We start from the raw sequence: 23,560 nt of genomic DNA on the forward strand, positions 1-23,560 counted from the left end.
CTCCCGTTTTTTTATATTTTTTGCAATCCGAATTTACGGATTTTATTAATAAGATCCCGGTGGGGCTGAAGCAATCTTAGCATTTTCTCAAGCCCGCGGTTTTTCTGCTCAAACAGTTGCGCGGCCATTTCAAGATTGGGTGCAGAAATTCCACCCGGTCGCGGCTTTGTTTCATATCCCATACCGTACAATACGTATTGATAACTCGCCGCGGGAAACACCTCTACAGCCCGGTCAAAATCGTCGTGCCAAGGGGGCTGGTACCTCCAGAGGGTCAATAGTTCTTTCAGACTGTCCGGCACACTTACCGGATCGCAGTTATCGAGCCAGAATTCGCTATCTTTACGCTTGGTGAGCACATAGTGCAACTTTAGAAAATCTATGATCCGATCCCAGCGATAAAGAAAGGATTCATTAAAGCGGCGAGCGACCACATCCATTGCGGCCCGGCTTGCAGGAAACTGTTCCGCGATCATGTTTGCGGAGATTTCCACCAATACCAAAGCGGAAGATTCCAACGGCTCAAGAAATCCGGCAGAGAGACCGACAGCAACACAGTTGCGATGCCAGAACTTTTCCCGGTGGCCGGGCACAATGGGGATTTTACGCACACCCAGCTCATCGAGCTGCGGTTCGGACATATTGAGATAAGACGCCAACTCGCGGTAAGCCGAGCTCTCATCAGAGTGCGCACTGGAATACACATGACCGACACCACGGCGATTCTGCAAGCCGATATCCCATATCCAACCGGCACTTTGGGCCGTAGAAATGGTATGAGTGGCCATAGGAGAATTTTCGTGTTCGTAAGGTACCTGAACCGCCAGGGCTGTATCGATAAACAGCACACTTTTGCAGGAATGGAATGGTATACCGAAGTGTTCACCCAGCAACTTCGAGCGGAAGCCACTGCAGTCAATAAACAGGTCGCCGGAGACCTCCCCTGCCGTATCGGTCTGCAGGGCAGCAATATCACCGGTTTCACTTTCCCGCACGCCACTCACATCAGCCAGAATGTGGCGCACGCCAAGATTTTCTGTGCAATGTTCCTGTAGGAACTTGGAAAACTTACCCGCATCCAGGTGATAGGCGTAATTAGCGATTGCAGCGTATTCAGGCGTGTCAATCGTCTTGGGGGCCAGATTGCGCTGGCAGAGAGCTTCCTGAGGACAAACAGTATTGGAAAAAGACACGGAGCGATCACCCGCCAACCAATGGGGAGCCAGGTTGTGGCTATTAAAACCTTCTGGCAACACTAAAGGATGGTAGTAGAAATCCTCTTTGGCTCCTGTACTCCAGCGTGCAAACTTCGCCCCTTGCTTGAAGCCCACATTGCATTCGCGAATAAAGTCCGTTTCGCGAACACCCATTCTCTTCAAAGTATTGCGCATAGTGGGCCAAGTCCCCTCGCCTACCCCAATCGTGGGAACATTTGGGGATTCTATCAAAGTAACACTGACTGGCTCCGCCTGGTCTCTTTTAAAGCGCGCCGCAAGCGTGCCGGCAGTGATCCAGCCCGCCGTACCACCCCCCAGTATCACCACAGATTTTACCGGTTGAGACATAGTGATCTCACTTTATTCGCTAAAAAAAAAGAGGGCCACCACATCCCTGGCAGCCCTCCTCCATACTACAAAAACAATCTCTAAATCGGTTAGAACTTGGCGCGAACACCAAAGTTGTAACGGGCACCATACTGCTCTGCACTAACCAGCTGGTTGGCGAAGCGACCGTGACGACGGATAGTTTCTTCGGTGATATTCAAACCTTCGAAGAAAACAGAGACATTCTCAGTCACGTCATAGCTGGCATTCAGGTCCCACTGTCCGTAGGCCTCGGTGAATACCGGCTCCCCGCCAATTTGCGATTGACGGGTATCCAGCAGAAAGTCGTCGCGCCAGTTATAGGCCAAACGTACCTGGAGAGGCCCCTGCTCGTAGAACCCAATCAGGTTAGCAGAGTCGGAAAGGCCCGTCAGGGCAAAGACATTTTCAGTGCTGTAAACATCGTAGTCCACATCGCCATCCACCAGTGTGGCGTTGAAGATAGTTCCGAAGCCACTATCTCCGAACATATGCTGAACGGCGAATTCCCAGCCGTAAACCTCTGCATCTTCCAAGTTGTCGGAAGTAGTCACGTTCCAGGTAATTACCGGATCATCGGCAGTGCCCATACAGGCCGGGTTAGTACCACTAGAGTCAGGACAGCCAGAGCGAGGGTTGACACTGGGGTCAGTCAGCGGGTTGCCGTTAACGTCGTAAATTACGCGTTCTTCCGTAGTTGAGCCGATAAAGTTCTCCACGTACTTCTTAAAGTAGCCCAGAGACACATAACTGCCTTCATCGTAGTAGTACTCTACGGACAGATCGAAGTTGTCCGAGGTAATAGGCAACAGACCCGGGTTACCCTGAGACGCATTGAAAGGACCTCCTGGGCGGGAAACATTGAGCGAAGTGGACGGGAACATCGCAGAAATATCCGCGCGGCTCAGAGTGCGGCTGTAGGAAGCGCGCGCAACCAGTTCGTCGGTCAGCTCAATACTGGCATCCAGGTTCGGCAGGAAGCGGGTGTACTCACCCTCGAGGGTATCTGCACTGGGCGTATCATCAGTTACTTCGCGCAATTCCTCGGAGTGCCAATAGCTCAGGCCGAGGAAACCGTTCTGAATGGATGTGCCCGTAACCTCAGTATCTTCAAACCTAAGACCGGCATTTACACGAATGGGATAGCCGTTAAATTCGGTTTCAAAATCCATGGAGACAAAGGCCGCAAATGTTTCTTCGCTCACTTTGTCAAAAGTAGGCGTAGCCTCATAGTATTGCCCAGAAGCCTTTACCGCGTCGATAAAATCGGAAGCTTCATAGTCCGCCAGAAGCGGGAAAAGCCCACTGTTGTTACCGATTTCACTGCCAAAATCGCCCAACGACTCAAAATCGATGCCCATTTCCGACAGATCACCTAGATCGACAAAAGCGAAAGATTGGCTTTCGTATACATCTATCTGGTAATCGGTGTTGGCAATACCGAACTTGATTGTTCTAAGAGCACCATCATCCAAGTTGTCCCAGGTGCCAGTCAGCTGAACTTGCTGAATATTGTTTTCAATCTGATAACCCCGCTCCTGGAAGAGATCGGAAACGATGTTATCCGGGTCATAAGCGCCGCCATCGAGCGCGGAATCATCAAAGCTGATTCCCGGCAGGCCGCTGCCGCTGGAGAAGTCTGCCACTGCATCTACCAGCTTTCCGGGGTTCTTGGTATTGGCAATGGTTTCCGCCGGTTCACCATTCGGCTGAGACTGGGATGTAGAATCGTGTACGTCCAGAGCGAAGCGCAGAGAATCCGTCGCCTCCCACTCCACATTGAAACCGATGGAGTCATTCTCGGTTACGAAATGATAATCCCAGGCCCAGAAGTTCAGTTCATCGTTCTGAACACTCGGGTTAATTACCGTACCGTTTGCATCAGTCACACCATCGGAAGAATCAAACCACACGCTGGTGCGGTTCATGGAAATTTCTTCGTCGTAACGGGATGCGGTGTAGTCCAGAGTCGCTGTTACACTGTCAATAGGCGCAAATTGTAATACCAGCTGACCGTTTTGGCGCTCGCGCTGGTGATCCGCCACATCTACGTCGAAGGTCCAGGGCGCCCAGTAGGTGCCTTCCGGGTTTTTGGTGCGATCAATCGCAGAGGTATCCGCTGTACCGTAGTTCGGCACCCATCCCTGAGTTTTGACTGCCTCACTACGGCTGTCGCGCTCAGCGTGGGAAAAGGCCAACAGCACACCAAACTTATCGTCAAAGAACTTACTACTCACCATGCTGGCAATTTCCGGCGTGACGGAATCGCCATTTTCGACACTGGTATCCATCACGCCTTTTACACTCGCGCTGGCCACAAGGCCATCGTAATCGAATGGGCGCGCGGTCTTAATATTGATGGTGGAACCGATACCGCCGGAGTACACATCCGCCTTACCGGTTTTGTAGACCTCCACACCAGATACGCTCTCAGCTGAGATCTCCGCGAAGCGGAAGCTACGGGTGATGCCCTCGGACTGCAACGCGGAAGAGTTTGGCATTTGGCGACCATTCAAAGTCACCAGGTTAAAGTTGGGCCCGAAGCCACGGACAGTAACCTTGTTACCCTCGTTATTACTGCGGTCAATGGATACGCCTGTAATACGCTGCAGAGATTCGGCCAGGTTGGTGTCAGGGAATTTACCGATATCCTCGGCGGAAATTGCCTCCACAACACCGGAAGAATCTCTCTTAATATCCATGGCATTCGTCAAGGACTGGCGGATACCGGTTACGGTAATCTCTTCCAGAGTCGCGTCACCATAGTTAGAAGTCTCTTGCGCTTGCAGATTAACACTGGCGGCAACTACAGCAGCGGACAAGGCGCTCAAGTGGAAGCGCTTATTATTGATAGGCATGGGTGCTTCTCTCTTCATCCGGGCGCTCGATGCCTAGGTCCAAGTCCTTTTGACCAAGGGATAGAGTGCCTCATTGTTATTGGATAGAACCTCTCGGTACAGCCGCCGGGAGTGGTGGATTATTGGTTATCCACTCACGTGGCTGACGCGAATATCCTGGACGCACGCCCACCCAATGTCAATAGTTAATTGTAGATTGTCAACAAAACTGCTATGGTCGCGGCTCCAATAATGATAATGACCCAAAGGAGAAACCGCGATGAGAAAAATAACCTCAATACTACTCACGTGTGTAATGGGCTGTACCGCGACATACGCCGCAGATTGGGATGGAGTTCCCGTACCCGCCAACCCCGGGAGCGGCAAAACCTGGGAGCTACATCCCCTCTCGGACGACTTCAACTACGAGGCACCGGCCGCCGGTAAAAGCACCCGCTTCTACGAGCGTTGGAAAGAGGGCTTTATTAACCCCTGGACCGGGCCAGGCCTGACCGAGTGGCACCCGCACTACTCCTACGTCAGCGGCGGCAAACTGGCTATCACCTCCGGGCGCAAACCGGGCACAAACCAGGTATATCTCGGCAGCATTACATCAAAAGCGCCCCTTACCTACCCCGTCTATATGGAAGCCCGAGCCAAACTGAGCAATATGGTTCTGGCCTCCGATTTCTGGTTCCTGAGTGCAGACTCAACAGAAGAGATCGATGTTATCGAAGCCTACGGCAGTGACCGCCCAGGGCAGGAATGGTATGCAGAACGGCTGCACCTCAGCCACCATGTATTCATTCGCGACCCCTTTCAGGACTATCAGCCCACGGATGCGGGTTCCTGGTATGCGGACGGCAAAGGAACCAAGTGGCGGGATGCTTTCCACCGTGTCGGCGTTTACTGGCGTGACCCCTGGCACCTGGAGTACTACGTGGATGGAAAGCTGGTTCGCACTGTTTCGGGCCAGGACATCATAGACCCCAACGGGTTCACTGGCGGCACCGGTCTCAGTAAACCTATGTACGCCATTATCAATATGGAAGATCAAAACTGGCGCTCGGATAACGGCATTACCCCTACCGATGCCGAGCTAGCCGATCCCAACCGCAATACCTACTACGTAGACTGGGTACGGTTCTACAAGCCCGTTCCCATCAACGGCAATGCAACCACCGTTGAGCTTGGAAACTTCCACAACACGGGTAAAGACGGCGCTAATGTGACCGGTGATACAGTGTTGGGCTTCAACAAAAACGGCAACAACATCAACTACAACACCAAGGGCGACTGGGCTGACTACACTATCAACCTGCCTGCTGCCGGCGAGTACCGCGTCGATCTGGTTATCGCGTCTCCCATGAGCAGCGGTCTGGGCGCAGAACTCACCTTTGCCGGCAATGCAGCCAAAACCGTGACACTCTCAAATACCGGCGGCTGGGAGTCCTATCAAACATTCACTTTCCCACAGACCATTAGTGTCTCATCCCCCGGCAACTACAACTTCCGATTGAAAAGCACTGGCAGCAGTAACTGGCAGTGGAACGGCGATGAAATCCGCTTTGTGAAGCTGTAATGCCACCCTACCCCGCAGTGCCTGCCACGGGCGCTGCGGCAACCATTGCACTACCGCGCCGGCTCTCCGGCGCGGTGGCCCCGACACCAGAGATGCCATAGCACAACAGCCCCAATCTAACCCCAACTAGCACACTCGTACAGTTTAAAAATTGACCATCTCTTGCCGAACAGACACATTCTGGCTGAGCCCCGTCTAATCAGCGACACGCAGACAAATGCTATCCATGATCGCAAATTAATAAATTATTGCTATGATTTCTATTCCACCACTCTACCGCTTCGAATTAAGGGACCACTGATTAATTCTCGGGGTTTTCCCAGATACTTCTCTCCCGGCTCTTAAAGAAGGCGGGCACCAGGGGAAAGAAGCTCAACTGATGGGGTGGGCATTTAAGGAACCTCTGATTAAGTCACTTTCTGGTGGCAGAGGCGCTTCGGGGGCGGATGTGAAGCTCAGGTGATAGGACGGACATTTCGAAACCGTCGGATACAGGGATGTATCCGTCGGAGCTGCAGGGAAGTACTCGTGCGTTTTCGAAATGCCCGTCCTATTTCCTGAGCGCCCCGGAAGCTACCATAGTGTCCACGCGAATTAATCAGAGGTTCCTTAAAGCCCATCGAATACGGGATGAGAGCTACAGCGAAGTACTTGTGCGCTTCCGAAATATTCACCCATTGCCTGAGCATCTTGGAAGTTGTACAGCACTTAGCCAAATAAATCACAAGCCCGTCTGTTAATCAGTTAGCAGGTACAATTTGGAAGCCCTCTAATCTTCCTATTGCATTTTGCTACGTTGCTTTACTTTTTCCGTAAATCTCGCACTAAGTATGATTTTCGAGGACTCTAGTGGCCAGCTCTTTTTGGCCATCACAACATTACAGGACGAATGGAAACACAATACAAAATCTTCAGAACAGCTACTTAAACACCGAAGCCCGCACATTAAAAAGTACCAGGTCTACAAGTCTCTCTTAAAAACTTATTACGCGTCAGAACCGGGGCATTTACGCTCTACTTTTGGTAGAACCACTCCATCTAAACCAGCATGTGCACCACAAGAGAAGATGTATCTTGCACAGTGCGCATTTGTGTCACTTATTGTTAATTTTCCGCCCTCAAAAGAAAATACCAACTTGCAGTTAATATCGTATTCGGGATCGTCCTCACTATAGACAAGCGTGCTATCAACATATGCCATTTTCAGCGGATCTTCATCTCCCTCAAGCGGAGAACCTATATGGCAAACATGAAAGTTCCCCCCCTGAATAACGCCATCTACAAAGAAGTCATCGGCAACCTTTGAGACTTCTATATATGTTAGTTTTCCCTCTGACTCATTGGATACAAGGCTGGTGATTTCATCACTTTTCAAATAGCAGCCTTCCATTGCAACAGCCTGCATCGAGCCCACAAAAAGCAATCCAGTCAACGGTATAAACTTTATCATCTCATCCTCATAACACAGAACACCCGGCTAATGGCGCCAAAGCTGTGAACAGCCTACTTTAAGCTGTTTATTATACTTACGGCTCTTCGCACAGTATGAGCTCTGGTTCTGATTAAAGTATTTTTGCCAACTTATCCTTCAGTTTCCCCAGAGGAGACATTAAGTCAAGTTATCCATGGAATCTCCGATGAATTCGCGTAAGCGCTCCGGAATCAACTACAGCGCTCATTCGAATTAATCCGAGTCTCCCTAAATAAAGTGAGTGATGAATGGAACACGGCTGAAGGGTGTATCTGGTTATTGTTCAAACCATCCGCCGCAGTGGCTGCACTTCCCTCAGAGCCTTTTCGTAGACTTCTGCAAAATGCTCCTTCAGCCAATCCATTAGCCCACGTACTCTTTTCAGTTGATGCCGGTGCGGCGGGCAGACCAGTGACAGCTGGGTGGTTTCGGACCACTCTGGAAGCACTTCCACCAGATCACCCCGCGCGATATCTGCCTGCACATAGGTGTCGGTCAGCCGTGTGACTCCAAGACCGGAAAGAGCCGCCTGACGCATGGCACGTCCGCTTACAATTCTAAAACCATTTTTTGCTGGAATCAGTTGCTGCTCGTCTCCCCGCTCCAGTAGCCAATGGTCAACACTACCGTAGATAAGCGGCAGCTCCCGTAGGTCTGCAGGCGCATGGATAGGCCCGTGGTGGGCCAGAAACTCCGGGCTGGCCACGTAACGGGTGGTGATCCTGTGCAGGCTGCGAGCCACCAGTGTGGAATCAGTCAGTTCCCCCATCCGCACTACCAGGTCATAAGGACTGTTCAGCAGATCCACGCGTGTGCTGGAGAAGTCCAGTTCAACATCAACCTCCGGATTTGCCTGCTGGAAGCGGAATACCAAGGGCGCTATCAGCTCCTCCCCTATCAGACCGCCGACAGAGTTCATACGGATCCCACCTTTTAGCTCCTGGGTGGATTGCATCGCCCATTCAGCAGCGGAGTCCAACTGGCGAAAAGCCAGCTGGCTGCGCTCAAAATAGCCCCTGCCAACGCTGGTCAGGCGCAGGTTGCGGGTGGTGCGGTGCAGCAGCTGCACCCCAAGCGCCTGCTCAAGCGCCGTCACCTGCTGACTGATGTTGGCCTTGGAGTGACCAGAGGCATTGGAAGCGGCGGTAAAACTGCCATACTCGGCCACCAGTAAGAAGGCACGCACCCACCGCCAAGAGATATTGTTCATAAAAACCGAACAGTCTTTTTCAAGTGTGTCTGTTTTTCATAATACTCTGCGAACAGAGAATGCGCTCGTACTTTCAATTTCCAGCCTACCATTTCGACAATGTTGCCCAAGGGAGAAAATCCATGGCAAAACCACTTGTAGTTATTACCGGCGCATCCTCAGGTATCGGCGCTGCCATCGCCCGGCAGTTTTCTGGCGCTGGCCACCCTCTGCTATTGCTCGCCCGCCGGGTGGATAGAATCGAGGCGCTCGACCTGCCGGACACTTTGTGCCGTCCAGTGGACGTGACCGATGCACAGGCATTTCGTGAGGCGCTCCGTGAAACTGAAGCCGTTTATGGCCCCGCAGACCTTCTGGTCAACAATGCCGGCGTAATGTTGCTGGGACAACTGGACACCCAGGCCCCGGAAGAATGGAAACAGATGTTCGATGTGAATGTGCTGGGTTTACTGAATGGCATTCAGGCGGTACTCGCAAATATGGTGGCCCGCGGCCGAGGTACCATCCTCAACATCAGCTCCATTGCGGGCAAAAAGAGCTTTCCCAACCACGCCGCCTATGTAGGTACCAAGTTCGCGGTCAGTGCCATAACCGAGAACCTGCGCGAGGAGGTGGCAGATAGCAGCGTGCGGGTGATGGCGATCCACCCCGGCGCAGTGGAAACAGAACTGCTCAGCCACACCACCAGCCAGGAGATCATCGCAGGATATGAGGAATGGAAAACCACCATGGGTGGAGTACTGGCGGCCGATGATATTGCCCGGGCTGCGTTCTTTATGTATCAGCAACCTCAGAACGTGAATATCCGCGATATCACCATCGCAGCTACTCGGCAGCAGGCCTGAAAAGACCCCTTTGCTAAGTACGGACTAGCCGGGCGACATGCCCATACAAAAAACCGCCCCTACCGGGCGGTTTTCAGCCACTGCCTCCAAATGTATCAAGGCCTGAGAGCAGCTAGCGATTAGCAAAGTCATCGCAATAAAAATTCCAAGAGTCAAAGATTATATTGCGCAGGCATTTTACTATTAAATCCTGATAAGCATAACCGCATTAATCCCCAGCTGCTGGCGTGCAAAATCCGCATCCGGCCATGCCAACAACCAGCCAAGTACCGTGAGATTCAGTAGCACATAAAACCAAAAGGTCGCCTGGAATGATAACTTGCGGGTCTTGTGGCGAAAAAACTGCTGCCCCACCAAAGCACCAGGCCAGCCACATAGAAGCTCAAAAAAATGTAACCGCCCCTCTGGTACACGCCAACTGCCACGCTCCGCCGCACGTTTATCTACTGCATACATCAAAAAGGTGATCAAACTCATAACCCCATAGGTCGCGGGCAAAAACAACGGCACATAGCCCAGCTTGAACAATAGCGAAAGCGAGGCCAAAACAGCCGTCGCAATCAGCAGCGCTATCCAGACCCCGGGTACCAACGCCGCTCCCAATCGGCTTACACCGGAATACTGAAATTGGGCTGCTTGTAAACGCCCCTGGGCATCTTTGCTTTGCTCGTAAACCACCTTACGGCTAGCCGATGGCCTTCCACGCCCCTGAAAAGCACTGATGTGCGCAAATACCCGTTCACCGTCCTCGTCTGGTGTAATAAAGCCAAAACCTTTGTTGTCATCCCAAGAAGTGAGAGAGCCTTTTTGCTTCACTATAAATTTCCTTATAGTATCTCTGAATAATTTTATGAATGCTGTAGATAGACATGAAGCGCTCAACTAGTAGGATGAGCACCTCGAAAAAGTACGAGCACCTCTATCCACAGCATCACATAAGTCTTATCTAAATAACTACGTCTCACTATCACCAAGGAGAGAACTTATCAGTTATCCTCTAGAATCTAGAATCATTCTCACAGGGAATACCATCCCCATCTCCATCCATTTTTGTATTGGGACAATTTCTTGTAAAGAAAACAGCCTCTTCTCTGGATGTCATTTGGCTACAATACTGTCGTCCATCACACTTAAAAGCTTGATAAGAGTCGTGCCTACTCTTTGCAGTACCTTTTGTCGGAGATAGCTTAATCGTTTCCATACCATCTGCGGACACACCAATTTTCTCAACCTTATAATCCCCCCATCGCGCCCCATGTGACATAACTTTTTCCTGGTATATCTTCCACCCTAAAAACGCCAACACACCCAAAATCAATATTTGTTTCATTGTATATACAAAAACTCCAACAATTTTAATATCAACTCAAAAGAGCATCTCATATGATCACAAAAGCGCAACATTCCTATAAAACATCCTTGTTACGCACATCGGATAAGCACCCGCAATTACCCACTTAATTTTTTGAAAACTAAACGATCTCTCTTATATATTTTTTAATTTTATTGGATTGGCTAGCTATTTATTATACCCAACATTAACTAACCTCCAATTGCGGCAATAACCTTTATCGTCATCGCACGCCTCAATAACACCAGCCACAGCAAAAAAAGATAAAAACATGGTAATGGCCACACGCACGCACAGATTAAAACGCCCAGAATTTCTTATGCGATACCTCTCAAAGGACAAAGCCACGCCCGAACCAAAAGACACCAAAGACAAATAAAAAATAATCGATTTAACTATAGACTCAAAAAAACCATCAGGACCATCCGACCGGATGGTAATTGAAAAGTGAAGACAAAAAAACAACAAGATTAAATTTACAAAATTATAAGAAAAAGCATAAATAATACGGACCATTTTTGCAAACTCTTGTATACAGCTATTTCTGCCCACACCCTGCACTATTATTTTACCTCACAGTTTGAAGTGGGCCTGGAGACAGCAGAATCGATAAACCAATAACATCTATGTTGCCATAAGATAATTTAAGGATTACCCTGTATCAAGCCGAAACAACCTCTTATCACTTCAGGATTTATGTAATTTCCGGCCAGTCAAAATCTACAAATCTTTTCAAATACCTTTCATAATCCCTTGGCAAACTTCCATATTCTCGCGTGTATATTTTGGCATGAGCGAGAATGCTATACCCACCGAATGTTGTTCCATCTGTATCTACTAGCATCCAATCTTCAATTTCCTCCAGCTTTATTTTCAGCCTTCCATATACCTCCTCCGGAAGATCTCCCACGGGCGACGAATCCAAGGATACAATTACATAGCCATCCTTTATATTATGTGCTGTGCCCCACACATGCTCAATTTCGCCGCCAAATCTATAAGGAAATTTCACATATGCCTCTTTTTTCTCTTCCTCCAACCCTTCAATCAACCTATCAATTTGCTTCCTGGATTTCTCCACGAATTCTTTCATAACAGGATCGTTTACATTAACCGGAATAACTTCCGGGCTGGGCTTTTCTTTCCACAACTTTAAAAGTACCGCAGGCACGGCGATAATAGCCAAAGCAATAGCCACCACAGCGCCAAAATCATCATTTAATCCACATACTTCTGTGACAAACATATAGATTGGGAAGAAAGATAAAAACGAAATCACAGAAACCGTAAAAATTCTTAACATAGCTTCGTATTAGATCTTTAAATCCGTGCAAAAACAAAATCCGGTAAAGCCCCAATCTCAGGAGCGATTGAATTTATTAGATTTCATTAAAATTGGAACCTCTAATAGACTCATCCCTGTTTACCTTTTAAACACAGGGGCGTAATCTATCTCGAACCTCCATCAGCGCAAACCCGAGTAAATTAAGACCTCGCCATCTATTTGGATTTTCTGCAGCTTCATCATCAGCGGACAATCCGATACCCCAAATTCTGTCTACAGGACTAGCTTCTACCAAGACGCGATTACCTGTTGCCAACAAAAAAGACTTCAAGTCTTCATTCTGCGAAAATTTAGCGAAGTTTGCCTGAACAACTATCTCAAATCTCTGATCAACCCATACAGACTCATTAAAGCCTTTTACCTCTCTGCCGAGCCTTTTAGCTTCTCCAGGATTTTTTGAAGAGACGATTTTATTGTATGACTTAATGTCATCGAAAAGCTCAGCCTTTTTAGCCATCATGAAATGCTCTGCCGTCAGAAATCTAACTCCGTCAACCTCAAAGCTAGACTCATACCACTGGCTAAAACACGCTTTGGTTACTTTAGAGCCTTCCTTATGGCCCCAGAAAAATATATACTTAACTCTATTTCCGTAATTTACGAATTCAACAAGCTCTTCTTTTGTCCTAATTTTCATATTTCTATAACACTACAATCCATTAGCGTCTAACGATTAAAAATTAACAGTTCATGCATCGCAATGATTTTTCGATATCAAGCAATACCAGATATTGATTCCACTCTAAATACTGAAAACCTCTCTTATTTGTTCCTACTCTGATTTTATTTTCCTTGAAAGCCATAAATTGTATCTCTCTTTCGCGCTTTCTTTAATTATAACTTTTGCATCCACTGCCCAGCTGGGAGTGTAATGCCTATTCAGAGGGAATATTTTACATTTATTGCCGTGAGGATCTGTGCAGTTTCCAGCCCCCATAACAAGCGGAGATCTATTCCAGACTATACCCTTATAGTGAAAAGACGTACTTCTTCTGGAGATTTCGACAATATCAATAAAAACCTCTTCTGACCCCTCTGGTTTTATGTAGGCCAACAATTTTCTATCTACTTCCTTCGCCATAGAAAGACCCCTTATCGTTCTTAATAAGGAAATAACCATAACCCGCGACAATGAGAATACAGCAATATCCGCTATGGCCGAAATCCTTTCTGAACAAGGATTGAATGATCTGGCTTCGGCTTTCTAGGTGCTACTCAACACGCTGATATTGGTAGAGCGTAAGCAGTACCTTGGGGCGGCCTACTACGAGCGTTCAGAGAATCGCAGGCGCTATGCCAACGGAATCAAGAAGAAGCCTATACCTACCCGTGTGGGAGAGTTTGAGTTGCAGGTGCCTCAAATTCGCGACAGTCAGTTTTACCTGTCCGCGCTGGAGAAGGAATACGCTGCAAGCGAGCCTTGCGGCTGGCGCTGGCAGAATCCTACGTACAGGGCGCATCGATGCGCAAGATGGCCAAAGTGGCCGAGGAATTGCGCTATCGTTTCACTACTCAAAGCGAGCTTTCACCTTAACGCGTGCGTTCAAATAGTTACAGTAACAAAAAGCCCAATACAACAAATCCAACCGCGGCAATGGCACCGGCACGGAGGGCGTAAGGCAATTGGGTGCGCACGTGTTCAATATGTTCGGACCCGGCTGCCAGGGAGGAGACAATGGTGGTATCGGATATTGGTGAGGAGTGGTCGCCGAAGATGCCACCGGATAGCACAGCGGCGACAAGCAATGTCGGGTCGGCGCCCATGGCTGTGGCAACGGGAACGGCGATGGGCAGCATGATGGAAAAGGTTCCCCAGCTGGAGCCCACGGAAAATGCGATCAGCGCGGAAACCAGGAATATGACCAAAGGCATCAGGGCCAGCGGCAAGGTGTCGCCGACCAGGCTCACCACGTAGTCGCCGGTTCCCAGTGCTTTGGAGACACCTCCCAGAGCCAAAGCCAGTACCAGAATAATGGCCATGGGCAGCATGCGGCCTGCGCCATTCATCCAGGATTCGCTCAGTTCGTCGAGAGTCATAATCCGCTGAACGGCGATCATCACCGACAAGATGGCAAGAGCGGCCAGGGAGGCCCAGAGCACAGAAGTTGAACCTGAGCCTGCAAAAATTTTGCCGTCGCCGGTGATCCAAAGTCCCACTGGCATGGCCACCACCAATGTCACCACGGGAATCAGCATGGTGCTCACATGGGGCGAGCGCCGCTTTTTAATTTCCGGGGCCACTACGGCATCTTCGATACGGGAATGGGCCGCCCGCTCTTCCGCCCTCGCCATTGGACCTGGATTGTAGTCCCGGGCGATGGCATAGGCAGAGATAGCGACCGCTGTAATTGCGTAAAGGTTGAGCGGGATACTGGCAAGCAGAACCTTGAGCGGGTCCTCTACTCCAAGTCCATTTAGCAGGCCCAGGTTAAAGGCGCCCCAGGCGTTTAGTGGGATCAGCATGCAAATGGGCGCAGAGGTGGAATCGATGATGTAGGCGAGCTTTTCGCGGGCAATACGGAAGTGGTCGAACAGCGGCTTGGCAACGGTACCCGCCACCAGTACCGTAATATTGGATTCGATAAAAATCACTATGCCGATCAGCCATGCCATCCACTGAGCGCGTTTGCCATTGGTGACCCATTGGCTGCGTTTGAGCAGTTGCACAAAGGCGCGCACTGCGCCGCTGCGTTCCAGGGTGTATATAAAGGCCCCGATTACCAGAGTGAACATCACCACCCGGGCATCGCCGGGGCTGGCGAGAACAGCTAACAGCCCGTCGAGTGATTCCGCCAGCGATGGAAAAAAGCCAGAACCGTTGAGAAGGAAGTAGCCAATCCAGATACCGGCGAACAGCGCCAGGTAAACCTGCCGTGTGAACAGTGCCAGGGCGATAGCCAAAAATGACGGCAGCAATGTGGTCCAGGATAACTCGTTCATAAGTACGTTATTGTCGTTATTGTGTGGTTACCGCCGGCAGTGCCGGCGGCGTGGAGGCAATCCTTGCTTTTCGGGCTTCAGCCTGCGCGCTCAGCGCAACGGGGCTTCCAGCAGGCGCAGGGTGCCGCTGTCGCCGTCGAGTTCCGCCATGGCGCCCACCGGCACCACTGTCTGATCTTCCACGTGGCCGATCATCAATCCGCGCACCACCGGCACGCTCAGGGCGGCGCAGCGTTCGCGCAGCACATGTTCCATGCTGAAGCTGTTGCCGCTGGTTTCCGCTTCGGTAAATTTCCCGAACACAATTCCGGCCACCTGATCCAGTTTGCCTGCGAGCCACAGCTGGGTCAGCATGCGGTCTACCCGGTAGGGAGCCTCACCCACATCTTCGAGGAAGAGAATTTTATCGCGGAAATCCGGCTCAAAGGGGGTGCCGAGCAAACTGCAAATCAGTGACAGGTTGCCGCCGACCAGACGCCCGCGGGCACGACCACCCCGGAAACGGGTGATCCGGTTTTCTTTTTCCACGCGCCCAGGTGCGGTTTCGAAAGGCGGCGGCGCACCGAGAAGTGTGGGATTTTCCACATCGACCAAAACCTTGGTGAATTCCCGCAGCGTATAGTCGGTAAAATTCTGCGCGGCGATGGGCCCGTGAAATGTAATCAGGCCAGTGCGCAGGAAAATGGCATTGAGCAAGGCGGTGATATCGCTGTAACCCAGCAGCACTTTCGGATTGCGACGAATGGTGTCGAAGTCCAGCATCGGCAGAATGCGCGGTGTGCCGTAACCGCCGCGCAGGCAAAAAACTGCGTCCACGCCGGAATCGGCGAACATATCGTTGATGTCCGCCGCCCGTGCGGCATCGGGGCCAGCCAGATACTGGGTGCGCTGGTAAAGATGTTTGCCCTCTTTGACGCGGAACCCAAGCGATTTCACCACGTCGATGGCGAAGCGGATATCCTCATCTTCCCAGACGTTGCTGGCCGGTGTCACCAGCCCGACCGTCATTCCTTTGACAAGCCGTTTCGGGCGCAGCAACCGATCGGATTCAGCTACTGCGGTTTTGCCGCTGTTGGCGACCGCTGCGCCGCTGGCGGCAACCAACGGTGCCGCCACCATGGATTTGAGCAAAGACCTTCTCAGCATGGGGTCTCTCCTATCTGTTTTTTTATAAATCGCTTTGATCCCCAGTTGGCACGCGCTCAAAACGCAGATCCGGAAAATCGTAACTGAAGTCAACGCCGCGGGATTTTGCTTGCATGGTGAGAATCAGGGTGCCGGACGCGTTGCGATCAGCCACCAGCCAGGCATCGGCATTCAGGCTTCTGTCATCCCACTCCAGTGCCCAGACACCGGTGCCCGCCGCGGTGAGGGTGCCGACCAGGCGCGGAGATTTTTCCGAGCGCCAGCGCAGCTGACCGTTGTTTTTTTCTATCACTATGTCGCCAAACCAGGGGTCGCGATAGCGACCGCTGAGCGCCGCATCGCTCACCGCTACCAGTCCGTCCGGAGGCGGTAGCAGGTCCGGTTCCGGAACCGCTGCCTTGCCGCCGCCATAAAGTGCCTGGAAATAACTCAGCCAATCCCTATCCGGGGCGCCCAGATAGGGTTTCAGCAGGCTGTAGATCAGTGCCTGGCGCGCCGCCCCGGCGCTGCGGTTCATCAACACCACCATGGCCAGGTCTTTATCCGGCACCACGGCAGCCCAGGCATACATGCCCGACAGGGAACCGGTGTGGTGAATCACCCGCACTCCGTGCATGTCCTGCACGCGCCAGCCCAGGGCATAGGCGTAAAAGCTGCCCCCATCCCGCTCGGCGCGCTCGGCCGACATTGGCATGAGTGTCACCGGCTTCCAGAGGCGATCGCGGGTCTCCGCTGAGAACAGGGTTTTACCGCTGGGGGTTGTGCCCCCCGCCAACAAAGTGCGCAACCAAGTAATCATATCGGCGGCACTGCAATGCATACCGCCGGCGGCGGCCAGGACTATGGGCTCATCGCCTGCCAGATTCGGGGTATCCACCACTAGGCCTCCCGCTTCTAACCGGTGCGGGTCGGCCAGATTCGCTCGCGCCGCGGCGGGCACCGGACCGGCATAACAGTTCTGCAGGCCCATGGCATCTAGCAAACGCGTCTGCACGAAGTCTTCGTAACTCATACCCGATATTTCCGCGATCAGTTCACCGGCGACGATATACAGCAGGTTGTCGTAGGCGTAATCGGCGCGGAATTGCAAGGTGAGAGGTAGATATTGCAGCCCAGCCAACACATCGGCGCGGGTAAAGTGGTTCGGCTGCGGCCACAGCATCAGATCGCCAGCGCCTGGCCCGAGGCCCGAACGGTGAGTCAGCAAATCAACGATGCGGAATTCCCGTGTGATCCAGGGATCGGCGAGGCGGAACTGGGGCAAATGATCGACGACGCGGTCATTCCAGTCCAGGCGCCCTTCCTCCACCAACAGTCCCAGGGCCGCAGTGGTAAATGCCTTAGTGGTGGACGCAAGTTTAAAAAGGGTATTTTCATCCACCGGGTGCGGATAATCGACGTTAGTGACACCGAAGCCGCGCTGCAATACGGGCTTGCCCTGATACCAGATGGCCACCGCCGCGCCGGGAACACGTTCCTCTTCGAGCACACGCTCAACCAGTGCCTCGGCTTCGCGGCCTTCGAGCGGCGCTTTGGTACCGCAGCTGCTGAGCAGCAGCGCCGCTGCGAGTGCCACCCCCAGCGCTGCGGCAAGGCGCTTGCGGCTGCCATCCGCTCCCTGTAGAAATTCCAACATGGTTTACCATTACCTCCCGCACTTCGGTGAGTGGCACAGCGGTTGCATACAGTCCGCTGGACACGATGCCGGCACCAAAATAATTTATCAATCAGCTTTCAGCGAGTAAATAATATTTTATTCAGCAATGCAAACCCTTGATCCGCCGAGAGCACCGGGCCCGCCGCAACAGCTCAAATACTTTCCGCTGCAACGGGGAGGATGTCAGAGAGAAAAGATAAAATAGCGAGGCAAGAAAAGCTCGGAGAAGAGAATTGTAGTGCGGGCAGTTGTCGGGAAATCGCTTAAAAATTCGCACCAGCATCCCGTTGGTCACAGGGCTCTCAGGCGCTGGGGTGGCTATTTTGAAAATGCGCCAGGAGGTCCCTGTAGCTCCACTGGATAGCCCCCTGTGTCCCACGATTTCGAAATAGCACCTCATCACCTGAGCAGGCAGAATCTTGACCGCCCGATAGCGAATCGGACGGAAATTCCCTACCCTTCCTGATTGATCAGGCCACCGATCAGGCCTTCGATCAAATGCATCTGTGCGGCGCGGAATAAAATCCGCTGCCACCCTTCGTCCCCTTCGGCGGGCGCAACATACAGACGGATATCGGAGTGGATGCTGGCCGCGTTGTAGTTGTAGCGGGTAATACTCAACACCCTGGCGCCCTGCTCTCTGGCCCGGTTGACCACGTCCACCAGGGATTCCTCGCCGCCCAAATCGCAGACAATAAACAAAAGATCATCATCTTCCAGAGTCCTGGCAATAGGACTCTGCAGCTTGCCACCTTCGTCGAATATCGCCCAGCGACCGCACTCCAGTAGCTGGTGTGTCAGGTAACGCGCAACGGCTACAGAGCCGGGACAGGCCGACACCTGGATACAGCGCGCCGCGCGAATCGCAGCAATGGCCGCAGTGATCTGGTCGGCCTCGTTGATGCTGGTGGTGTTTTCCAGAATTTCGAATTTTTTCTGCCCTAACTGGCTCAGAGGACTGTCCCCACCGGAGAAGTGCCGGGCGGAATCATCGCCCGCCTGCGCCATCATGGACCCGGCATAGGATTCATAGACGGCGAGCTTGAGGCTGGGATAGCCGCGGTAACCGAGTTTCTGTGAAAACTTAACCACGCTGGACTGGCTGACACCCACCGCATCCGCCAGCTGCTGCGACGAGTAGTCGCGCAGCAACTCGATGTTGTCGAGGATAAAGTCCGCCAGTTTGCGTTCATTCACCGACATCTGATCGCGCTGTGCGCGCATTTTCAGGAGGCAGTTCATGGAGTTGGCTCTGTTCCCTTGGTAGCGGGCGATATTACGCTAACAACTCCAGCCCCTCAATTTTCTCGATGCCGAGACCGGGAGTTTCATTGAGGATAACATCCGCATCTTTGTAGGTGGGCCCTCCCACAATCGGGTCGTATTTGCACAGGGAGGGCACATCCAGATCCAGCTTGGAGACAACCGGCGCCTTGGCTGCGGCTACGTGCGCGGCGGCGGAAACACCGATGCTGGTCTCCAGCATGCAGCCCACCATGCACTCCACATCGAATAGCCCCGCCAGGTCCGCGACCTTCAAGGCATTGGAAATGCCGCCGGTTTTCATCAGCTTGATATTGATGATGTCGGCAGCTCTGCGCTCGATGATATCGATAGCTTCGCGCGGGCCAAATATGCTTTCGTCGGCCATTATCGGCGTTTTCACTCTTTCGGAGATATAGCGCATTCCCTCGAGATTGCCGGCATTCACCGGCTGCTCCACCAGTTCCAGCACCACGCCCGCCTCTTCTAGCCCGCGGATCGCCATGACCGCCTGCTTGGGACTCCACCCCTGGTTGGCATCCAGACGCAGCAGGGCGCGCCCTTTCACAGCTGCGTATACCGCCTTGATACGTTCTATATCGAGATTGATATCCTTACCCACTTTCAGCTTCAAAATTTCGAAGCCGCGCTCCACTGCGCGCTCCGCATCCGCCACCATTTTGTCGATGTAGTCCACGCTGATAGTGATATCGGTGGTGAGGCCGCTCTCGCCACCGCCGAGAATCCGGTAAAGGGGCGTGTTGTAGCTCTGTGCGAACAGATCGTAGAGCGCAATTTCCACCGCCGCCTTGGCGCTGGTGTTGTGAATCATGGCGCCCTGTATCTGACGGCAAAGACGGTTGAGATCCGCCACTTCGCGTCCGATCAGCAAAGGTGCATATATTTGGCGCACCGCCTCGATCACCGATCCGTGTGTATCGCCGGTAATCACCGCCGTGGCCGGCGCATTGCCATAACCGGTATGCCCGGTATCCGTTTCCAGCATGACGACCACATCTTCTACATTTTCCACCGTGCGCAGGGCCGTCTTGAATGGTGTCACCAGGGGAACCCGCAGCATACCCAGTTTTACATCAACAATTTTCATGGCCGAATCCTGTCAAAAAATCGATTTAATTGCATAAATGCTGTCGACATAACGCTTGCCGGAAGCCAGCCGCAGCGGCATCAGCGGCGTCACCGAGACACCGGAGAGGGTGCCCTTGTACAAGCTTTCATCACTGCTGTAGTAGCTGAGCCCGGTCACATCGTGAATCACATAAGGCTCTCCATTGACACGGCCTATATACATCATCACGTGCCCGGGAATATAAATCAGGTCTCCCACAGAGAGATCCTCAAGTGCCTCGCGGCGCTCGCTGTCATCGCCCTCGGCAAAACGGCGCGTGGGCGCAAAATCACTTTTACCCTGGTCACCGGAATTCCTCGGCATCAGGATACCGAAAGTTTGATAAACCTCGCCGACGAAACCGGTGCAGTCCCGACCATTGTAGTCATGTCCCCAGCCATAGCGCTCCCCTAAAAATTTAAAGGCCTGACGCAGCACCAGCGAGGGACGGTAATCGAGGTGGCCGACGGTCACGTCGCGGCTGCGCGCGATCAGTGTCGGCTCGAACGCGAGGCTGCCATCTTCCTCACGCACCGGCAGTGAAACGATATAGCTCGCATGAGGGTTTTGCCCGTGCACATTGTGCCCCACTTCCCGTGCGGACAGCAGCGGCAAAGACACCCCCATATCCAATAAAATTTCCGAGGTCCTGGGCTCTTCGGGGTTAAAGTTCGTTCGCACCTGCGCGCCGGTGACCGTCAGTCTCGGTGCGCGCTGTTCCCACGCGGTGATCTGTTCCCGCGAACCCTCCGCCACCGCAGATTTCGGCAGCCAGGCAGCGTAGTGATAGTTCACCGCAAACCACCACTTTCCGTCCGCACTCTCGTGCAACAGTGCCAAGCGATGACCGGGAAACACACCGGTTTCCTGGAAACGGTCCAAATCCCTGTCGTCGGGATTCTTGAGTACCCGCTCAGTTGTGGGATAGCTGCGCATGCTCGCGCGCCGCACCGCCAACCCCCAGCGCAACGGCACCTGTTCCGGCAGTGCCGAACGCTGTACCGCGGCTTCGAGACGCGCGTAGGTTTCCTCTGTGACAGGGCGCCCATCGGTAAAAAAACGCGGGCTCGCAGCGGGACGACTGACGCCGTCGATCAAGGCCAGCACTTGCTCGCGCGGCATAATGTCGGGAAATTGATCCAGGTCGTAGAGGTTGGGGTCGCGCTCGAAACTGGCGGCGTTCATTGCCGCGATCTCCTCACCGGTGAGCCGCACGTCGTCGCGGGCCAGCCGCCGGATCCAAAAATCGGCAGACAGCATCCGCTCTTCGAGCAGGGGAACATCGGTGACAAAGTCCGGGGAGGCCTCACTGGCGAACTGCGACTCCTGCTTCGCGCAGGCGGCACTCATCAGCAAAAAAACAATAGCAATCCACAAATTGATTCTGGTCATGGGCAACCTCTTATGAAGCATGGGCAACCTCTTATTCCACTGCAGCTAATACCATCATTTTCCATCGCAAGATGAAAAAAAGGGCACTTAAATGTGCCCTGTTCAAGCGGACAAGCAACGTCAGTTTTGATCCTGCCAAACGCTGATGCCTGCGCGCCCCCGGGAGTTCAGCCGCCAACCCCGCCGCGCAGCACGCCTTTGCGAATAATTTATTCACCACCATTATGCATAAAAAATTCACTCCGGCGAAGAAAAACGATAAAAATAGACTAAAGACCCGGTGATTCAGTCACCCCAACATCACCAATTCGCTCAGGCCCAGCCATTTGACGTAACCGTCAAGGCGCGGGTGAGTCCGGGCCGGCCGCACGGTCAGCGCCCCCGCCGCTTTCCAGCCGTGTGCCATTGCCGTAGACGCGCGGCACCCGCTGGGTGACACCGGTGAGCAGCTCGTAGGCGATGCTTCCCGCACTAGCCGCAATTTCCGCAACCGGCAGTGCCCCGCCCCACAATTCCACCTCAGTGCCCACTCTCGCCTCCGGAATCGCAGAGAGATCCACCGCCAGCATATCCATGGAAACACGCCCGATCAGTTGCGCGCGCCGCCCGCACACCAGCACCGGCGTGCCAGAGGGAGCGTGGCGCGGATAGCCGTCCCCGTAACCGCAGGCGACAATGCCGAAGCGGCCATCGTGGTAAAAGCGGTAATCGCAGCCGTAGCCAACCGACTCGCCCGCCCGCGCTGAACGCACGGCAATCAACCGCGAGCGCAGTGTCATAGCGCTTTTGAGATTGTGATCCTGAGCGGTGCCCATATGCGGATTGATCCCATACAGCATGACGCCGGCACGGTCCCACTCGCGGCGCGCATCCGGCAAACCGATCAGCGCCGCGGAATTGGCAATGCTCTGTGCAAACGGCAATGGACGCACAGTGCTCTGCGTCTCAATGGCTCGAGCGGTGGCGTCAAAGCGCTGCAACTGCAGATGGTTGTGCGGGCTATCTGCCTCGTCGGCACAGGCCAGATGCGTAATCAGGACACACTCCCGCACCGCAGACAGTGCGGCCAGGTCCGCGTAGATACCGGGTGCGTCGGCGCCGTCGAATCCGAGCCGCCCCATGCCGGTATCGACCTTGAGCCAGATACTCAGCGGACGAGTTTCAGGCAGAGCTTTCAGCAGCTCGAGTTGATAACCACTGTGCACCACCAGGTCCAGCCGCCGCCAGGCCGCCTCACACATCCCCTCGCGGTCAAATACGCCTTCCAGCACCAATATGCGGTTGCGCAAACCCGCCTCGCGCAGGGCCACCGCCTCCTCGATAGTCGCCACCGCAAAGCCGTCGCCACCGCAAAGACACTGGGCCACGCGCAGGAGGCCATGGCCGTAGGCATCCGCCTTGATCACTGCCAGAGTGCGCCCGTGGCTGAGGGACTTGGCGTAGCGGTAATTGTGCGCCAACGCCTCCAGATCGATCTCCGCGCGCAAAGGCCTGCTCATAGCGCCTCCCTCCCCTGGCTGATTACACGCACATCCGGGTCCGCATACGCGGGCGCGGGCAGGAGGGCGAAACGCAGTAACGGGCGTCTTGCCGCGGCGGGACTCGGGTGCGCCTGCATTAGAACATGGCGAAGACGGTTCATAGGGCAATAATAAATTAGAAAAATAAACACGACATGAATAATTTATTCTTACCCATTTGGTGTGCTGAGGCAAGCGATTCCCCAGCCCCACATGACATCCGACATCTGTCGCGCACTTACTCTTAGAGCACCTCTTTCATATACCTCCTGACGGTAGAGACCCGTCG

18 protein-coding genes and 1 pseudogene are annotated in these 23,560 nt (G+C 53.0%); 3 read left to right on the top strand and 16 right to left on the bottom strand.

Annotation, left to right across the window (positions count from 1 at the left end; translation table 11 throughout):
• Window positions 1-11: 11 nt before the first annotated feature.
• The gene (locus A3224_RS10280; protein ID WP_067154104.1) at window positions 12-1,565 is read right to left on the bottom strand and encodes a tryptophan halogenase family protein; all 1,554 of its coding nucleotides are present in this window, start codon (window positions 1,563-1,565) and stop codon (window positions 12-14) included.
• A gap of 89 nt (window positions 1,566-1,654) precedes the next feature.
• Window positions 1,655-4,441 (bottom strand): TonB-dependent receptor, encoded by a 2,787-nt coding sequence (locus A3224_RS10285; protein WP_082817479.1) that lies wholly within the window; start codon window positions 4,439-4,441, stop codon window positions 1,655-1,657.
• Between the two features lie 259 nt (window positions 4,442-4,700).
• Between A3224_RS10285 and A3224_RS10290 the strand changes: the two genes are divergently transcribed.
• On the top strand, window positions 4,701-6,002 hold the full coding sequence (locus A3224_RS10290; RefSeq protein ID WP_082817480.1) for a carbohydrate-binding protein: 1,302 nt from the start codon (window positions 4,701-4,703) through the stop codon (window positions 6,000-6,002).
• Between the two features lie 985 nt (window positions 6,003-6,987).
• Here A3224_RS10290 and A3224_RS10295 read toward each other — a convergent pair.
• Window positions 6,988-7,452, bottom strand: a complete 465-nt coding sequence (locus A3224_RS10295; protein WP_067154109.1) for a hypothetical protein — start codon at window positions 7,450-7,452, stop codon at window positions 6,988-6,990.
• Window positions 7,453-7,756: 304 nt separating this feature from the next.
• Window positions 7,757-8,683, bottom strand: coding sequence for a LysR family transcriptional regulator (locus A3224_RS10300; protein ID WP_067154113.1), 927 nt, complete (start codon window positions 8,681-8,683; stop codon window positions 7,757-7,759).
• 122 nt (window positions 8,684-8,805) lie between these two features.
• On the opposite strand from A3224_RS10300, the gene A3224_RS10305 reads away from it, so the two are divergent.
• Window positions 8,806-9,528 carry an SDR family oxidoreductase gene (locus A3224_RS10305; RefSeq protein WP_067154116.1) on the top strand — a complete coding sequence of 241 codons (723 nt, stop codon included), beginning with the start codon at window positions 8,806-8,808 and terminating at the stop codon, window positions 9,526-9,528.
• A gap of 183 nt (window positions 9,529-9,711) precedes the next feature.
• On the opposite strand, the gene A3224_RS10310 is transcribed toward A3224_RS10305, so the two are convergent.
• From A3224_RS10310 to A3224_RS16900, 5 genes are all read right to left on the bottom strand, one after another.
• Window positions 9,712-10,344 carry a DUF1294 domain-containing protein gene (locus tag A3224_RS10310; protein WP_067154119.1) on the bottom strand — a complete coding sequence of 211 codons (633 nt, stop codon included), beginning with the start codon at window positions 10,342-10,344 and terminating at the stop codon, window positions 9,712-9,714.
• Between the two features lie 181 nt (window positions 10,345-10,525).
• A complete protein-coding gene (locus A3224_RS17495) occupies window positions 10,526-10,858 on the bottom strand; it encodes an excalibur calcium-binding domain-containing protein (protein WP_082817481.1) in 333 nt (110 codons plus the stop codon).
• Between the two features lie 715 nt (window positions 10,859-11,573).
• A complete protein-coding gene (locus tag A3224_RS10315; RefSeq protein ID WP_067154122.1) occupies window positions 11,574-12,182 on the bottom strand; it encodes a DUF2314 domain-containing protein in 609 nt (202 codons plus the stop codon).
• 127 nt (window positions 12,183-12,309) lie between these two features.
• Window positions 12,310-12,861 (bottom strand): NADAR family protein, encoded by a 552-nt coding sequence (locus A3224_RS10320; RefSeq protein ID WP_067154125.1) that lies wholly within the window; start codon window positions 12,859-12,861, stop codon window positions 12,310-12,312.
• Between the two features lie 135 nt (window positions 12,862-12,996).
• A complete protein-coding gene (locus A3224_RS16900; protein ID WP_139223240.1) occupies window positions 12,997-13,305 on the bottom strand; it encodes a hypothetical protein in 309 nt (102 codons plus the stop codon).
• A gap of 127 nt (window positions 13,306-13,432) precedes the next feature.
• On the opposite strand from A3224_RS16900, the pseudogene A3224_RS17650 reads away from it, so the two are divergent.
• Window positions 13,433-13,561 (top strand): annotated as a pseudogene (locus A3224_RS17650) (IS256 family transposase); the annotation flags it as partial.
• A gap of 214 nt (window positions 13,562-13,775) precedes the next feature.
• Here A3224_RS17650 and A3224_RS10325 read toward each other — a convergent pair.
• The 7 genes from A3224_RS10325 to alr form a co-directional block, all read right to left on the bottom strand.
• Complete coding sequence (locus A3224_RS10325) at window positions 13,776-15,164, bottom strand: Na+/H+ antiporter NhaC family protein (RefSeq protein ID WP_067154128.1); 1,389 nt, start codon at window positions 15,162-15,164, stop codon at window positions 13,776-13,778.
• A gap of 90 nt (window positions 15,165-15,254) precedes the next feature.
• The gene (locus A3224_RS10330) at window positions 15,255-16,310 is read right to left on the bottom strand and encodes a S66 peptidase family protein (RefSeq protein WP_067154131.1); all 1,056 of its coding nucleotides are present in this window, start codon (window positions 16,308-16,310) and stop codon (window positions 15,255-15,257) included.
• 22 nt (window positions 16,311-16,332) lie between these two features.
• Window positions 16,333-17,946 carry a serine hydrolase gene (locus A3224_RS10335; protein WP_067154134.1) on the bottom strand — a complete coding sequence of 538 codons (1,614 nt, stop codon included), beginning with the start codon at window positions 17,944-17,946 and terminating at the stop codon, window positions 16,333-16,335.
• 474 nt (window positions 17,947-18,420) lie between these two features.
• On the bottom strand, window positions 18,421-19,209 hold the full coding sequence (locus A3224_RS10340) for a MurR/RpiR family transcriptional regulator (protein WP_067154142.1): 789 nt from the start codon (window positions 19,207-19,209) through the stop codon (window positions 18,421-18,423).
• Between the two features lie 34 nt (window positions 19,210-19,243).
• Window positions 19,244-20,338, bottom strand: coding sequence for a dipeptide epimerase (locus tag A3224_RS10345; RefSeq protein ID WP_067154143.1), 1,095 nt, complete (start codon window positions 20,336-20,338; stop codon window positions 19,244-19,246).
• Between the two features lie 12 nt (window positions 20,339-20,350).
• Window positions 20,351-21,751 (bottom strand): NlpC/P60 family protein, encoded by a 1,401-nt coding sequence (locus A3224_RS10350; protein ID WP_074903228.1) that lies wholly within the window; start codon window positions 21,749-21,751, stop codon window positions 20,351-20,353.
• 338 nt (window positions 21,752-22,089) lie between these two features.
• Complete coding sequence (alr, locus tag A3224_RS10360) at window positions 22,090-23,250, bottom strand: alanine racemase (RefSeq protein WP_074903226.1); 1,161 nt, start codon at window positions 23,248-23,250, stop codon at window positions 22,090-22,092.
• Window positions 23,251-23,560: the final 310 nt, after the last annotated feature.

This window comes from Microbulbifer thermotolerans (genome assembly GCF_001617625.1).
Taxonomy (GTDB): domain Bacteria; phylum Pseudomonadota; class Gammaproteobacteria; order Pseudomonadales; family Cellvibrionaceae; genus Microbulbifer; species Microbulbifer thermotolerans.